We start from the raw sequence: 14,249 nt of genomic DNA, 5'->3' as shown, positions 1-14,249 counted from the left end.
ACCGGCGTCCCGCTCTGATCGCGTCGGCAACATGTGTGCCGGGAGAGTGTAGGCCCTCTCTGGCACCGAGGGTCACACGAACCGCCGACGGGAAACGCAATCGGAACGAATCAGGCGCGACGTGCCTCGAGCACCGCGTCGTACAGTTCCCGTTTCGACACCGCCGCCCCGGACGTCCGCGACGCCGACTCGGCGACCTGCGCGCAGGCGTCCTTCAGCCGTGTCCCCTCCTCGACGAGCCGCTCGACCTCCTCGACGAGATCGACGGGGTCGGTGGCCACCGCGGTGGCCCCCTCGAGGACGACGGTGATCTCCCCGCGCGCCCCCTCGACGGCCCAGTCGGCCAGTTCGGCGAGGGTGCCGCGGCGCACCTCCTCGTAGGTCTTGGTCAATTCCCGGCACACCGCGGCGCGGCGCTCGCCCCCGAGCACCTCCACCGCGTCGGCCAGGCACGCCGCGAGCCGGTGCGGAGCCTCGAAGAAGACCACCGCGCGGGGTTCGCGCACGAGGGTCTCGAGCCACGCGCGGCGCTGGCCGGGCTTGCGGGGCGGGAAACCGTCGAAGCAGAACCGCTCGACCGGCAGCCCCGACAGCGCGAGGGCCGTGGTGACCGCGGACGGGCCCGGCAGGCAGGTCACGGGCAGACCCGCGTCGACGCACGCCGCGACGAGCCGGTAGCCGGGGTCGCTCACCGAGGGCATCCCGGCGTCGGTGACGAGCAGCACGGTACGTCCCTGTTCGACCTCGGCGACGAGCCCCGGCAGTCGCGACACCTCGACCTGGTCGTAGAAGCTGACGACGCGGCCGGTGAGGGTGACGTCCAGGGCGGCGGCGAGATTGCGGGTGCGGCGGGTGTCCTCCGCAGCGATCACGTCGGCGGTGGCCAGCGCCTCACGCAGCCTCGCCGAGGCGTCGCCGATGTCGCCCATCGGGGTCGCCGCCAGCACGAGCCGGCCCTGTTCCGGATTCGCGCCCTGTACCGGTTTCGCTGCCTGCATACGGCTCAGCCTACGATCGGGAGGTGACCGTGACGGACCGCAGCCCTTCCGAGGCCCCGGACCGCCGCCTTCTCAGCCCGGGTCCGCTCGCGCCGGTGCCCGAGGCGCTTCCGGGCGACCGGACGCGCGGGTGGATCGTGACCCTGTTCGTCACGGCGCTCGCCGCGATCACGCGGTTCACGATGCTCAACTACCCCACCGACGCGCGCACGCCCGTCTTCGACGAGAAGCACTACGCCCCGCAGGGCTGGCAGGTGCTCACCGGCGGTGGGATCGAGGACAACCCCGGATACGGGCTCGTCGTCCACCCGCCGGTCGGGAAACAGTTGATCGCGCTCGGTGAGGCCCTGTTCGGTTACAACGCATGGGGCTGGCGGTTCTCCGCCGCGGTGGCCGGGGTCGTGCTGGTGCTGCTCGTCGTGCGCATCGCACGGCGGCTGACCCGGTCGACGATGCTCGGCGCGATCGCGGGTCTGCTGCTGGTCGTCGACGGGGTGACCTTCGTGTCGTCCCGTCTCGGCATGCTCGACATCTTCCAGGCGGTCTTCGTCGTCGGCGCGTTCGGCTGCCTGATCGTCGACCGCGACGACGTGCGGGCCCGGATGGCGCGGGTGCACGCCGAGGGCCGGGTGCTCGACAGCGTGTGGGGGCCGCGCTTCGGGGTGCGCTGGTGGCGCTTCGGGGCCGGTGTGCTGCTGGGCCTGGCACTGGGTACCAAGTGGTCGGGCCTGTACTTCATCGCCTTCTTCGGACTGATGTCCGTCGCCTTCGACCTCGCGGCGCGCCGCGCCTACGGGGTGCAGCGACCGTGGATCGGCACGGCGCTGCGCGACATCGGGCCGGCCCTGTACGCGCTGGTCGTGATCCCGGTGGCCGTCTATCTGTCGACCTACTGGGCGTGGTTCGCCAGCGAGACCGGCGTCTACCGCCACGCGGTCGGCACCCGCATCGGGCACGACAGCACGCTCGGTTTCGTGCCCGACGCACTGCGGTCGCTCTGGTACTACAGCGCCAGCGTGCTCGAGTTCCACTCGGGGCTCACCAACTCCGCAGGCAACCAGCATCCCTGGGAATCGAAGCCGTGGACGTGGCCGATGGGGCTGCGCCCGATGCTCTACTACTTCGCCGAGGGCGAACAGATCAAGGGCTGCGGCGCCGAGCAGTGCGTCAAGGCCGTCATGCTGGTCGGGACCCCGGCGCTGTGGTGGGTGTCGCTGCCGGTGCTGCTGTGGGGTCTGTGGCAGGCGTTCGTCCGCCGCGACTGGCGGTGGGCGGCGGTGCTCACCGGGTACGGCGCCGGTCTGCTGCCCTGGTTCGCGACGCTCGACCGGCAGATGTACTACTTCTACGCGGTGCCGCTCGCACCCTTCCTGGTCATGGGTCTCGCGCTGGTGCTCGGCGACGTCCTCGGCTCCCCGGCCGCGTCGCGGGAACGCCGGACGACGGGTCTGCTCGTGGTGTGCCTGTACGTGGGTCTGGTGGTGGCGAACTTCGTGTGGCTGTGGCCGATCCTTACGGCGCTGCCCATCTCGGTGGAGCGCTGGCACAGCCAGCTGTGGCTGCCGAGCTGGCGTTGAGCCGTCAGTTCTGGTCGTCGGCCCAGTGGGTGTCGGCCTCGGATTCGGAGTCGCAGCCGTAGCGCACCCCGTCGAAACGGCGGGCGAACCGGTCGTCGACCGCCCCGAGGAATCCGCGGAGCCTGTCGAGCATCTCCGACAGGTGCCGCGGGACGAAGGGATCGCCGAGCATGTCGACGGTCGCGACCAGCCGGTCCTCGACGAGGACCACCTTGATGTGCGGCCATTCGAGGTTGAGTTCGGTGAGTTCCTCGAGGACTCGCACGCGTACCTCCGGATCCTCCGACTCCCCGGTCTCCGGGATGCCGTGCAGCAGCGGGGCCCACAGCCGCACCCCGGGCCCGTCGGCGTCGACCACCACGAAGATCACCTGCGCGTCGAGGACCACGACGAAGTCGCCGTCGGCGTCGACTGGCGCGGGCCGGCCCAGGGTGCGGGCGAGGGTGTCGCTGACGCGCTCGCGCAGACCACCGAGGGGGAACGGGGGCACGGCCTGCAGGAAGGCCGGATGCGGCACCGAGGCGTCGGTGCGGAGCACGGACACGATGTGCCGGGCGAGGTCGTCGGCCTCGCCGGTGGTGCGGGTGACCGATCCGGTCCCGGCGACGGTGACGGTGACGTCGTCGCCGGCGTTCCGCTGCACGTGGATGCGGGGTTCGGGGCCGGTGGGGGTCTCGGCGAGCAGTTCGAACCCGCCCGGCGCGGTGAGGGTCGTGAGGTGCCGCACGAGCCGGGACGCGTAGCGGGTCCAGTCGCGATCGAGCATCTCGTCGAATCCGTCGGTATCGGTCACGCACACTCCCCTCGAAGAGCAACTGCGGGCAGGCGACACCGTACTCGCGGCGGACGACAACTCTCCGCAGGCACGCGGGGCGCGTCGTCAGCCGTGATCCCGACCTGCGGCGGCCGCCCACACCGCGACCCACGACCCGTGTTCGAGCATGTCCACGATCACGAAACCGCCGCGCGCGAGGACCGTGCTCACCCTCATCGACAGGGCCCCGATGTCCTCCCCCGGCCCGGCCTCGTCGAACACCCACAGTGCGGCGTCCGGGGCGAGCAGCGGGACGAGGGCGGCCACCTCACCGGGGTCGGTGTGGAACTCGGGCACGGCCACGGTGTAGATGCAGCCGAACGCCTCCCGCCCGCCGAACCGTGCACGGGCCCGCGCCGGCGACTCCGCGACCTTCACCCGGCCCGGCAGCAGGTCGGCGGCCCGCCGCACGGCCGGGTCCGTGCCGATTCCCAGCACGGCCGGGTCCGTGCCGATTCCCAGCACGGCCGGGTCCGTGCCGATAGCCGACACGGACCCGGCCGCGGTGGCCACGAGGAGTTCCCGGAGGAATCCGGTGCCGTCGCTCATGCGACGCGGCGCAGGGTCCGTTTCCGCCGGCCACCGGTGATCATCGGGTCGCGCTGCAGATCCCGGTACAACGACACGCACAGCCCGATCATGACGACGACGAAAGGCGCCGCGGCGATGATCGTCATGGTCTGCAGAGCGTTCAGTGCCTCCGCGCCGCCGCTCCACAGCAGCAGCGCCGCGACCCCGCCGGTGAGTGCACCCCAGAACACGACCACCGCGCGCCGGGGTGCGAGGGTGCCGCGCTGGCTGAGGGTGCCCATCACCATGGACGCGGAGTCGGCGCCGGAGACGAAGAAGATGGCGATGAGCAGCATCGCGACGGTCGTGGCGATGCCGGTGAGCGGCAGGTGGCCGAGCACACCGAACAGCTGGCCCTCGACGCTGTCGGCGTCGGCGACGTCGAGTCCGTCGATCTGCTGGCCGATGCCGGCGCCGCCGAAGGTGGAGAACCAGACGAGGCTGACCATGCTCGGCACGAGGATCACCCCGACGACGAATTCGCGGATGGTGCGGCCGCGGCTGATGCGAGCGAGGAACATGCCGACGAAGGGCGCCCACGACACCCACCACGCCCAGTAGAAGATCGTCCAGCTCGACAGCCATTCACCGGCGGCCTCGCTCGACGCGGCGGTGCGGGCCGACATGCGGGCGAATTCCGCGGCGTACGCGCCGAGGGTGGTGGGCACGAGGTTGAGGATGAACACCGTCGGGCCGAGCACGAAGACGAACAGGGCGAGGGCCGCGGCGAGCACCATGTTGATGTTCGACAGCCACTGGATGCCCTTCGCGACGCCGGTGACCGCCGAGGCGATGAACGCGAGGGTGAGCAGGGCGACGATCGCGACGAGCAGCATCACGCCGACGGATTCGATCCAGCCGTTGACCTCGAATCCGGAGCCGATCTGCAGGGCGCCGAGGCCGAGGGAGGCGGCGGTGCCGAAGAGAGTGGCGAACAGGGCGAGGATGTCGATGGCCTTGCCGAGCGGGCCCTCCGACCGCCGCCCGAGCAGGGGCACGAACGCGGAGCTGATCAGCTGTCTGCGGCCCTTGCGGAAGGTGCCGTACGCGATGGCCAGGCCGACCACGGCGTAGATCGACCAGGGATGCAGGCTCCAGTGGAACATCGACGTCGCCATGGCGACACCGGTTCCGCCGTTGGTGCCGGGTGGCGGGTCGACGTAGTGCGACAGCGGTTCGGCGACACCGAAGAACATCAGGCCGATGCCCATACCGGCCGCGAACATCATCGAGATCCAGCTGACGGTCCGGAACTCGGGCTGCTCGCCGTCCTTGCCCAGCGGGATGCGGCCGTAGCGGCTGACGGCCAGCCACAGCGCGAAGAACACGAATCCGCTGGCGGTGATCACGAACAACCAGCCGAGTTCGTCGACGATCCACTCGAGGATTGCGCCGGTGACCGACCCGAAGTTGTCGGTCGCCGTCAGTCCCCACACCACGATCGCTGCGACAGCCGCGGCGGCGACACCGAAGACGACGCGATCCGTCTGTGCGGCCGGGGTCGGAGGTTCGGGAACCACAGGTGCACCGGTGTCCGGAACGGTTCCGGCCCCGGGCCGATCGGCAGGTACATTCATGGGTCAAACCTTGCAAGTTTCGACCGCACTCGGAGCCGAATCGGCGAACCGAGCGGGGTCGGATCACCCGCACACCGGTGTGCCCTGCGGAATCGGCCCCGCGATGTGAGGAAGGTGATACCCGTACGGCGCCTCAGCCGGCCCGTAGCGCCGCGGCGACGAACTCGAGGATCTCGTCGTCCGACATGCCCAGCGCCCGCACCTCCCCGACGTACGCGCTCGTCGCCTGCTGGGCGCGGGTGCGGGTCGGGTCGCCGGTGTCGGCGACGAACGTCCCGGCCCGCCCGTGGGCCTCGAGGACTCCCAGCTTCTCCAGTTCCCGGTACGTCTTGGCGACGGTGTTGGGAGCGATGCCGAGGGTGTCCGCGAGGCCCCGGACGGTGGGCAGCTTGGTTCCCGCGATCAGTTCACCATCGTGCACGAGGTCGACGATCCGGCGCCGCAGCTGCTCGAACGGCGGGACGGGCGAGTCCGGGTCGATGGTGATGTCGAGCATCTTCGCAGGTTATCAGCGTTCGGAGGCGCTGACAGGCGCATCCGGCGCTTCGGCCGGAGCGTGGTTGTAGGAGCCCTTCTCGAGGAGGTCGCGGATCTGGATGAGCAGATCGGTCTCGCTCAGCGGCTCGTCCTCCGGCTCCTTCTCCGGCGCGAACCGGGCCTTGGCGGCGTTGACCGGCACGATCAGCACGAAGTACACGACCGCGGCGATGATGAAGAAGTTGATCGCCGCCGAGATCACCGCACCGAGGTTGACGAAGGTGGCGTCGTTCGAGGAGATCAGGCGGAAGCCGAAGCCCAACTCGTTGTTCCCGCCGACGACCGCGACGAGCGGATTGACGATGTGATCGGTGAACGCCGTGACGATGGCGGTGAACGCCGCGCCGACCACGACGGCCACCGCGAGCTCGACCACGTTTCCGCGCAGCAGGAAGTCCTTGAAACCTTTGAGCATGAGCGCTCCGTGCCTTTTCTCGAGGGAATTCGGATTTTCGGGGCCCGAGAATCGTAATAATGCTCCGCACCGCCTTCAACAGAGACAATTCCGGCAACACGGGGCGCCGCCACCTCGGGGGGCGGGTCGCGGCAGGGCAGAATCGGGCCATGGCAACTACGGCGACGATCTATCACAACCCGCGCTGCAGCACGTCACGCAACACTTTGGCGTTGCTGAAGGAGAACGGGATCGAACCCACCGTCATCAAATATCTCGAGACGCCGCCCTCCGCGGACGAGCTTCGGGCGCTGCTCGATGCGGCGGGACTCACACCCAGCCAGGCGATCCGGAAGAAGGAATCGCTCTACAAGGAACTGGATCTGGCCGAGGCGTCGGAGGACGAACTGCTCGCGGCGATGGTCGAGAATCCGATCCTCATCGAGCGTCCGCTCGTCGTGACCGACAAGGGCACCGTGCTCGCCCGGCCCGTCGACAAGGTACGCGAGATCCTCTGACGGCCCGGAGCATGACGGCCCCGAGGGCCTAGAGTGCCGCCCGCGCGAGCGGGCACGACATGCATCGCGGACCGCCGCGGCCGGAACCGAGTTCCGACCCGGCGATCCGCAGCACCTCGATCCCCGAGTCCTCGAGCCGGGTGTTCGTCTCGACGTTGCGTTCGTAGGCGACGACCACCCCGGGCGCGACCGCGAGGGTGTTGTTCCCGTCGTCCCACTGTTCCCGTTCGGCGACGACGGAATCGAGCCCGGTGTCGATCACCCGCAGTTTCTCGATGCCCATCGCGTCGGCGGCGGCCTCCAGGAAGGGGCGCGGCCCGGAGATCCGCACCGTGCCGTCCTCCTGGTGGAGGGTGAACGCCTGCAGGCTGTCCCGGATCGCCGGGTACATCACCACCGCATCGACGTCGACCATCGTGCACACCGTGTCGAGGTGCATCGACGCCCGCTGCTGCGCGATCGGCACCGCCAGCACCGTGTGCGCGAGCCCGTCCTCGAAGACGCTGCGGGCCAGTGCCTCCGCGCCGGCGGGGCTGGTCCGCTCCCCCACCCCCACCGCGACGACACCGGGAGCGAGCAGCAACACGTCGCCGCCCTCGACGGGCGCGGTGTGCGACTCGTAGGCGCGCCGCACGTTGAGGAACTGCGGGTGGAAGGCGTAGATGAGGTCGGTCAGGCTCGTCTCCCGGCGCCGCGCCGGCAGCGCCAGCGTGGGGATCGCGACGCGCGAGCCGATCCAGAACGACGAGTCGCGGGTGAACAGCAGGTTCGGCAGCGGGTCGATCGCGAAATCCGAGCCGTGGTGCATCAGCCGCACGAGCGAGGGAGCCGCGCCGCTCCCCACGGCGGGCAGTTCGTCGAAGGTCATGCCCGCAATGAGGATCCGGGCGAGTTCGGGGGCGGGCAGCGACCGCAGGTGACCGGCCAGCTCGTCCGCGAGCGCGAACCCGAGGCGGCGTGCGTCGACGGCGGACGAGACGCTCTGCACGCGGGCGGCGCCGCTGACCTCGAGTGTCTCGGTGAGCAGATCCGACAGCAGGTGGACCTGCACGCCGCGGCTACGGAGCAGCTCGGCGAAGGCGTCGTGTTCCTCCTGGGCCCGTGCGACCCAGGGCAGCGCGTCGAACAGCAGCTGGTCGTTGTTGCGCGGTGTGAGGCGCTCGAGTTCGGCGCCGGGCCGGTGCAGCATCACTGCGCGGAGTTCACCGACTTCGGACTCGACACCCCAGTGATGACTCATATGCTCACGGTATCGCGCAGCGTCCCACCATCCGGGTCAGGCGCGTCGAGTTGCCGCGACAACGCAACGAAGAACACATGCGCAACGAAGAGCACACGGAAGGGATCCCATGACCGACGACCCGCTCGGGTGCCTGGCACCGTTCGCCGGACGCTGGGCAGGGGGCGGCGACGGCCACTACCCCACCATCGACGACTTCTCGTACGACGAGACGATCGAGTTCGCCACCGTGCCCGGCAAGCCCTTCCTCATGTACGTCAGCCGCACCCGGCACCGCACCGAGGGCCGCCCCCTGCACACGGAGAACGGCTACCTGAGGCGCTGCGGGGACGACGTCGAGCTGCTCGTCTCGCAGCCCACCGGGTTCGTCGAGATCCAGCGGACCCGCCCCGAGGGTGGGGTTCTCGACTTCGCCACCCACGTCCTCGAGCGGTCGCCGGACGCCAAGCCGGTGCACGAGGTACGGCGGCGTTTCGAGCTGGACGGCGACGTGCTGGTCTACGACCTGTGGATGGCGCACGCGGACACCCCGCTGACGCATCATCTGCACGCCGAGCTGCGGCGCGCGTCCGCCTGACCTCGGTCCACCCGACTTCGGTGGATCGAACCCCGGGAAGCGGGGTCGGATCCACCGGAATCGTCACTTCGTGCCGACGACCCGCCGGAAGTAGTCGTTGGCCGCCTGCATGACGAGGTTGTAGGGCGGGGCGAACTTGCGGGCCCACCAGTAGCCGAACCGGGTGTCGAAGGACGTGTAGACCATGAACCGGTTCTTCAGGATGCCGGTGACGATGCGTTCGGCCACCTTCTCCGGGCTCGCCGCGTGACGCACGAACCGTTCGGTGAGCTTGCGGACCTCGGGCCGGTCGCGGTCGACGCCGACTATCTGCACCGTGTCGACGAGCGGGGTGCGCACCGCGCCCGGCACGACGAGGGACACACCGATGCCGTCGCGCTTGAGGTCGAAGCGCAGCACCTCGGAGACGCCGCGCAGACCGAACTTGCTCGCGCTGTAGGCGGCGTGCCAGGGCAGGGCCAGCAGACCGGCGGCCGAGGAGACGTTGACGATGTGCCCGCCGCGGCCGGCCTCGATCATGGGTGGGACGAAGTTCTCGATCACGTGGATGGGGCCCATGAGGTTGACGTCGACCATGAGCTTCCAGTGCTCGTGCTTCAGCCGGTCGACGGTGCCCCACACCGACACCCCGGCGACGTTGGCGACGATGTCGAGCGACCCGTGTTCGGCGTGCACGTCCTCGGCGAAGGCGGTGACGGCGTCGTGGTCGGCGATGTCGAGAGCCGCGGCGTGCAGCACGGTGCCGCCGCGTTCCTCGACGAGGCGGACGACCTCGGCGAGGGCGTCGGCCTTCAGGTCGGTGAGGACGAGCCGGGCTCCCCGGTCGGCGGCGGACAGGGCGAGGGCGCGGCCGATGCCGCTGGCCGCGCCCGTGACGAGGAATTTGGTTCCGCGCAGGTCAGTGATCGCCATGGCGACACACTAATGGTCGTGGCCACGCGCAGGGGTCCGGCGCGCCACGGGACCGCCCTGCGGATGGGTGTTACCGGGATCGGACACTCACAGTCGCTGGGCCATCTCCTCCTGATACTCCTGAATGGTGCGTTCGATCATCTCTGCGTCGTCGTTGCGTCCTTCGTTACGCGCCAGATCCGCACGCTCGCGCAGCGTTCGGATCGCGCGGCGAAGTTCGTCGTCACTCATCCTGTGGTCCATGACACAAGTCTGCCGGGTTCGTTCGGGACTTTCCACGGATTGACGGCGGAACGACGAAAGCCCCGCCTGAGGCGGGGCTTTCGTAGGGGGTGGAGCTGAGGGGAATCGAACCCCTGACCTCTTCGATGCGAACGAAGCGCGCTACCAACTGCGCCACAGCCCCATTCGGTTCCTCGCGGAACCGACCAGCAAACTCTAGCAAACCGGGTCCCGCATCACGAAATCGGGGTATCCGCGCAGATGGGACGGCGTTTCGCAGGGCCCGGACGACGAGAAGAGGGGCCCGCACCGCCGATGCGGACCCCTCTCCGGAGTCGAAGATCACTCCCCGGCGGCGCGGGGAACCACGTAGTCGTCGTGATCGTCGTAGCCCCGCGACCGGACGTCGGGGCCGTGACCGAGGTCGGCGTCGTAGCGGTCGAGATGTTCGAAGGCCGGGTCCTCGTCGTCGACCTCGAGCACCACCGCGCCGGGGCGACGCAGCCGATCCGGGACGTCCGCACGGTCCTCGTCTGCATGGGCGCCGGAGTGACGGGAGCGCTGCAACCGCGCGAGACGACGCCGCCGGATCTCCTGCTCGAGCCGCACCTGGCGGCGCAGATAGAAGAGGTAGCCGACGAGCGCGACGCCCGCGAGACCGGCCAGCCACCACATCGCCGGCGAGACGATGAGCGCGAGCGCGCCCGTCATGATGGCGGCGATCAGCAGGCCGAGGACCGTCCGCTGCCGGAACTCGTAGCGGGCGGCACGGGCGGCGGCGTCGGCCTGGGGGTCGAAACCACCGCGTCCCCGCCGCTGCGGCACGAACTCGCGCTCGGCTGCGGCGGTCACCGGCTCGCCGGACGAGACCGTGTCGTCGGAATCGAGATCGGATGTGTCGTCGAGTTGAGTGTTCATGCGGTCCTCCGCGGGATGGCGGTGCGTGCGGTCGCGACTCGGACGCCAATGGGGATCGCTGCGGTGCCCGGCGGCCGGCCCGCGAGGGGTGATCGGCTCGTCGTCTCCGCGGCGCAGGACTCTCGTGGCGAGAGCGACGTCGGTCGTCTGCCGGATTCGAGGACGCTTCGTGACCAGCATCGGCACCAGAACGAACAGCCACACGGCAACGAGCCCGATCCACAGAAGCGAATTCGGCATCCGGCGGCCCTCCTCCCAGTCGTCGCCTTACCAGCCCGTCGACGCCACCGACCTACATCAGGCTAATGGCATCACTGCAATTACCCGTTCAGAAACGCCGACTCAAACGACACAGAAGTCACTCGAGTCACGCGAAACCAACTGACACTTTCTTCACTCTAATCACACAAATCCCACTTGCGCTGGGGACTGTTACTCGAGTTCGACGTAACCTGCGTTACACATCCGGACGTATCCGACTCGAGAGGAATGCCGGGGTTCAGGTCCAGGAGGCGCGACCGGCGCGGACGAGGCGATCCGAGACCGTCCCCGGAACCTCCTCGACCGTCATGGCCACCAGAAGATGATCACGGAAACGGCCCGCCACGTCGAGATAGCGTTTCAGCAGGCCCTCCTCACGGAAACCGACGTTGCGCAGTACCGCGCGGCTGGCGTCGTTCTCGGGCCGCACGGTGGCCTCCACGCGATGCAGTCCCACGGGGCCGAAACAGTGGTCGAGGCCGAGCGCCACCGCGGCGGTCGCCACACCGAGGCCGTTGACCTCCTTCTCGACCCAGTAGCCGATCCACGCCGACCGCAGCGCGCCACGCACGATGTTGCCGACGGTGAGCTGACCGCAGAACCGGCCGTCGAGTTCGATCACCATCGGCAACATGCCGCCCTTGCGCGCCTCGGCGCGCAGGCTCCGGTACAGGCCGGGCCACACGGAGATGTGGTGCCGCAGGTCCCAGGGGGCCTCGCCGGTGGGTTCCCATGGTTCGAGATGGGCGCGGTCGCGGAGACGGAGGCGGCTCCACGCTGAGGCGTCGCGCAGCCGCACGGGCCGCACGGTCACCACTCCCCCCGCCACCCGCAACGGCCCGAGCTCAGCCGGCCAGCCCGGATGACGGGTCATCAACCACGCTGCCCGAGGAACGCGACGTCCACCTGATCTCCCGTGCGGATCTCGGAGACGTCGGGGTCGACGATGACGAGACAGTTGGCCTCGGCGAGGGTGGCGAGCAGGTGCGACGACGACCCGGCCGCCCCACCGAGGGCCTGCACGAGATAGTCGCCGGTGGTCTCGTCGCGCATGAGCTGCCCGCGCAGGAAGCCCTTGCGACCCGGGATTGAGGTGATCGGCGCGACCGTGCGGGCCGAGACGATGCGGCGCATCGGCTGGCGGCGGCCGAGGGCGATGCGGATCAGCGGACGGACCATCACCTCGAAGACGACCAGCGCGCTCACCGGGTTGGCGGGCAGCAGGAAGGTCGGGACCTCGTCGCGGCCGAGCCGGCCGAAGCCCTGGACCGAGCCGGGGTGCATCGCGATCCGCTCGACCTCGAGTTCCCCGAGATCGGACAGCGCCTCGCGGACCTCCTCGAGGGCACCGCCGCCCACGGCACCGGCGATCACCACGATCTCGGCGCGGATCAGCTGACCCTCGACGACCTCGCGCAGCCGCTTCGGGTCGGTACCGGCGATGCCGACCCGGTTGACGTCGGCGCCGGCGTCACGGGCCGCGGCGGCGAGCGCGTAGGAGTTCACGTCGTAGACCTGGCCGGGGCCGGGCGTGCGGTCGATGTCGACGAGTTCACCGCCCACCGAGATGACCGACAGGCGGGGACGCGGATGGACGAGCACCTTGTCGCGGCCGACCGCCGCGAGCAGGCCGACCTGGGCGGCGCCGATGATCGTGCCGGCCCGTACCGCGACGTCGCCCGGCTGGACGTCGTCGCCGGTGCGGCGCACGTAGTCGCCGGACCGGACCGGTTCGAGCACCTTGATCCGGGCCGCGCCGCGGTCGGTGTTGTCGAGCGGCAGCACGGCGTCGGCGAGGGTCGGCAGCGGGGCGCCCGTGTCGACGCGCACGGCCTGACGCGGCTGCAGCCGGATGGGCTGCCGGGACCCGGCCCGCACCTCCCCGACGACGGGAAGGGTCACCTCGGCAGGCGCGGCACCCTCCTCGCCGGAGTCCTGGTCGGCGGCCGGGGGCTGGAGGTCGACGCTGCGGACGGCGTAGCCGTCGATGGCGGCCTGGTCGAAGCCGGGCAGTGGCCGCTCGGTGACCACTTCCTCCGCGCACAGCAGACCCTGCGCCTCGGAGATCGCCACCCGGACCGGCCGGGGCGCCACCGCTGCTGCCGTGACCCTGGCCTGCTGATCCTCAACCGACCGCATACTGCTTCTCGTCCTCCAGCCCGTCCGGCAGTCAGCGCTTCAGGCGCTCGATGAGCCACTCGCGCAGCGAGGGCCCGTACTCTTCCGTGTTCAACGCCGAGTCAACCGCAGCGCGCAGATAGCCCCCGGGATTTCCGAGGTCGTGTCGGGTGCCGCGGTGCACCACCACGTGGACCGGGTGGCCCTCGGAGATGAGCAGCGCGATCGCGTCGGTGAGCTGCAGTTCTCCGCCGGCGCCGGGCTCGATGCGGCGCAGCGCGTCGAAGATCGCACGGTCGAGCAGGTAGCGGCCGGCCGCGGCGAAGGTCGACGGCGCATCCTCGATGGCGGGCTTCTCGACCATGCCGAGCACCTTGAGGACGTCGGGGTTCACCGCGTCGGGCACGGGCTCGACGTCGAAGACGCCGTAGGCGCTGACCTGATCCTTGGGAACGTCGATCGCGCACAGCACCGAGCCGCCGCGCTTGGCGCGGACACGCTGCATGGTCTCGAGCACGCCGACGGGCAGCACGAGGTCGTCGGGCAGCAGCACGGCGATGGCGTCCTCGTCGGGATCGAGCGCCGACTCCGCGCACGCCACGGCGTGCCCGAGACCGAGCGGCTGCTCCTGGATCACCGACTCCACCTCGAGCAGGCCCGGCGCCTTGCGGACCTTCGCGAGGAGCTCGTACTTGCCCTTCTCCTCCAGCTTCGACTCGAGGACGAGGTCCTCGACGAAATGGGCGACCACGCCGTCCTTGCCCGGCGAGGTCACGATGAGAAGGCGCTCGGCGCCCGAGTCGGCCGCCTCGCCCGCAACCAGCTCGATACCGGGCGTGTCGACCACCGGAAGAAGTTCCTTCGGGACCGTCTTGGTCGCGGGAAGGAAGCGTGTCCCCATGCCTGCTGCGGGGACAACCGCGGTCTTGAAGTGCCGCGTGCCTCCGGTCGTACTGTTCGTCATAGACTCCCACCCTAACTTCGACCACCTGGAACGGTGGCTCCGTGATCGTAAG

At 69.9% G+C, this 14,249-nt stretch carries 16 protein-coding genes and 1 tRNA gene; 3 read left to right on the top strand and 14 right to left on the bottom strand.

All coding sequences use genetic code 11. The features are described 5' to 3' along the window. Nucleotides 1–110: 110 nt before the first annotated feature. Complete coding sequence (gene rsmI / locus OED52_RS04635) at nucleotides 111–998, bottom strand: 16S rRNA (cytidine(1402)-2'-O)-methyltransferase (protein WP_264153514.1); 888 nt, start codon at nucleotides 996–998, stop codon at nucleotides 111–113. A 23-nt stretch (nucleotides 999–1,021) separates the two neighbouring features. On the opposite strand from rsmI, the gene OED52_RS04630 reads away from it, so the two are divergent. Continuing rightward, the gene (locus OED52_RS04630) at nucleotides 1,022–2,575 is read left to right on the top strand and encodes a dolichyl-phosphate-mannose--protein mannosyltransferase (protein ID WP_264153513.1); all 1,554 of its coding nucleotides are present in this window, start codon (nucleotides 1,022–1,024) and stop codon (nucleotides 2,573–2,575) included. Between the two features lie 4 nt (nucleotides 2,576–2,579). Here OED52_RS04630 and OED52_RS04625 read toward each other — a convergent pair whose 3' ends face one another. From OED52_RS04625 to mscL, 5 genes are all read right to left on the bottom strand, one after another. After that, a complete protein-coding gene (locus OED52_RS04625) occupies nucleotides 2,580–3,368 on the bottom strand; it encodes a T3SS (YopN, CesT) and YbjN peptide-binding chaperone 1 (RefSeq protein ID WP_264153512.1) in 789 nt (262 codons plus the stop codon). An 87-nt stretch (nucleotides 3,369–3,455) separates the two neighbouring features. Next, nucleotides 3,456–3,938, bottom strand: a complete 483-nt coding sequence (locus OED52_RS04620; protein ID WP_264153511.1) for a hypothetical protein — start codon at nucleotides 3,936–3,938, stop codon at nucleotides 3,456–3,458. Next, nucleotides 3,935–5,536, bottom strand: coding sequence for a BCCT family transporter (locus OED52_RS04615; protein WP_264153510.1), 1,602 nt, complete (start codon nucleotides 5,534–5,536; stop codon nucleotides 3,935–3,937). The genes OED52_RS04620 and OED52_RS04615 overlap by 4 nt, the downstream gene beginning before the upstream one ends. Before the next feature lie 133 nt (nucleotides 5,537–5,669). Further along, entirely contained in the window at nucleotides 5,670–6,032 is a 363-nt protein-coding gene (locus OED52_RS04610) for a GntR family transcriptional regulator (RefSeq protein ID WP_264153509.1), read from the bottom strand. 12 nt (nucleotides 6,033–6,044) lie between these two features. Further along, nucleotides 6,045–6,488, bottom strand: a complete 444-nt coding sequence (mscL, locus tag OED52_RS04605) for a large conductance mechanosensitive channel protein MscL (RefSeq protein ID WP_264153508.1) — start codon at nucleotides 6,486–6,488, stop codon at nucleotides 6,045–6,047. A gap of 149 nt (nucleotides 6,489–6,637) precedes the next feature. On the opposite strand from mscL, the gene arsC reads away from it, so the two are divergent. Then, nucleotides 6,638–6,985: an arsenate reductase (glutaredoxin) gene (gene arsC / locus OED52_RS04600; protein ID WP_264153507.1), complete on the top strand. Its 348-nt coding sequence runs from the start codon at nucleotides 6,638–6,640 to the stop codon at nucleotides 6,983–6,985. Between the two features lie 28 nt (nucleotides 6,986–7,013). Here arsC and arcA read toward each other — a convergent pair whose 3' ends face one another. Next, on the bottom strand, nucleotides 7,014–8,225 hold the full coding sequence (gene arcA / locus OED52_RS04595; protein ID WP_264153506.1) for an arginine deiminase: 1,212 nt from the start codon (nucleotides 8,223–8,225) through the stop codon (nucleotides 7,014–7,016). A 109-nt stretch (nucleotides 8,226–8,334) separates the two neighbouring features. Between arcA and OED52_RS04590 the strand changes: the two genes are divergently transcribed. Further along, the gene (locus OED52_RS04590) at nucleotides 8,335–8,802 is read left to right on the top strand and encodes a heme-binding beta-barrel domain-containing protein (RefSeq protein WP_264153505.1); all 468 of its coding nucleotides are present in this window, start codon (nucleotides 8,335–8,337) and stop codon (nucleotides 8,800–8,802) included. A gap of 63 nt (nucleotides 8,803–8,865) precedes the next feature. On the opposite strand, the gene OED52_RS04585 is transcribed toward OED52_RS04590, so the two are convergent. The 7 genes from OED52_RS04585 to OED52_RS04555 all read right to left on the bottom strand — a co-directional run bounded on the left by OED52_RS04585 (nucleotide 8,866) and on the right by OED52_RS04555 (nucleotide 14,197). Beyond that, nucleotides 8,866–9,714: an SDR family oxidoreductase gene (locus OED52_RS04585; RefSeq protein ID WP_264153504.1), complete on the bottom strand. Its 849-nt coding sequence runs from the start codon at nucleotides 9,712–9,714 to the stop codon at nucleotides 8,866–8,868. Nucleotides 9,715–9,801: 87 nt separating this feature from the next. Continuing rightward, on the bottom strand, nucleotides 9,802–9,945 hold the full coding sequence (locus OED52_RS04580) for a hypothetical protein (RefSeq protein WP_264153503.1): 144 nt from the start codon (nucleotides 9,943–9,945) through the stop codon (nucleotides 9,802–9,804). A 102-nt stretch (nucleotides 9,946–10,047) separates the two neighbouring features. After that, a tRNA-Ala gene (locus OED52_RS04575) sits at nucleotides 10,048–10,120 on the bottom strand. A gap of 158 nt (nucleotides 10,121–10,278) precedes the next feature. Next, nucleotides 10,279–11,094 (bottom strand): divisome protein SepX/GlpR, encoded by an 816-nt coding sequence (gene sepX / locus OED52_RS04570; protein WP_264153502.1) that lies wholly within the window; start codon nucleotides 11,092–11,094, stop codon nucleotides 10,279–10,281. 259 nt (nucleotides 11,095–11,353) lie between these two features. Then, a complete protein-coding gene (locus OED52_RS04565; protein WP_264153501.1) occupies nucleotides 11,354–11,989 on the bottom strand; it encodes a GNAT family N-acetyltransferase in 636 nt (211 codons plus the stop codon). After that, nucleotides 11,989–13,254 carry a molybdotransferase-like divisome protein Glp gene (glp, locus tag OED52_RS04560; protein ID WP_264153500.1) on the bottom strand — a complete coding sequence of 422 codons (1,266 nt, stop codon included), beginning with the start codon at nucleotides 13,252–13,254 and terminating at the stop codon, nucleotides 11,989–11,991. The genes OED52_RS04565 and glp overlap by 1 nt, the downstream gene beginning before the upstream one ends. Before the next feature lie 31 nt (nucleotides 13,255–13,285). After that, nucleotides 13,286–14,197, bottom strand: a complete 912-nt coding sequence (locus OED52_RS04555) for a UTP--glucose-1-phosphate uridylyltransferase (RefSeq protein ID WP_264153499.1) — start codon at nucleotides 14,195–14,197, stop codon at nucleotides 13,286–13,288. Nucleotides 14,198–14,249 lie beyond the last annotated feature (52 nt).

Source organism: Rhodococcus sp. Z13 (assembly GCF_025837095.1).
GTDB classification, from domain to species: Bacteria; Actinomycetota; Actinomycetes; order Mycobacteriales; family Mycobacteriaceae; genus Rhodococcus; species Rhodococcus sacchari.
The sequence above is the reverse complement of the archived record's forward strand: the minus strand, read 5'-3'. Positions and strand labels throughout refer to the sequence as shown.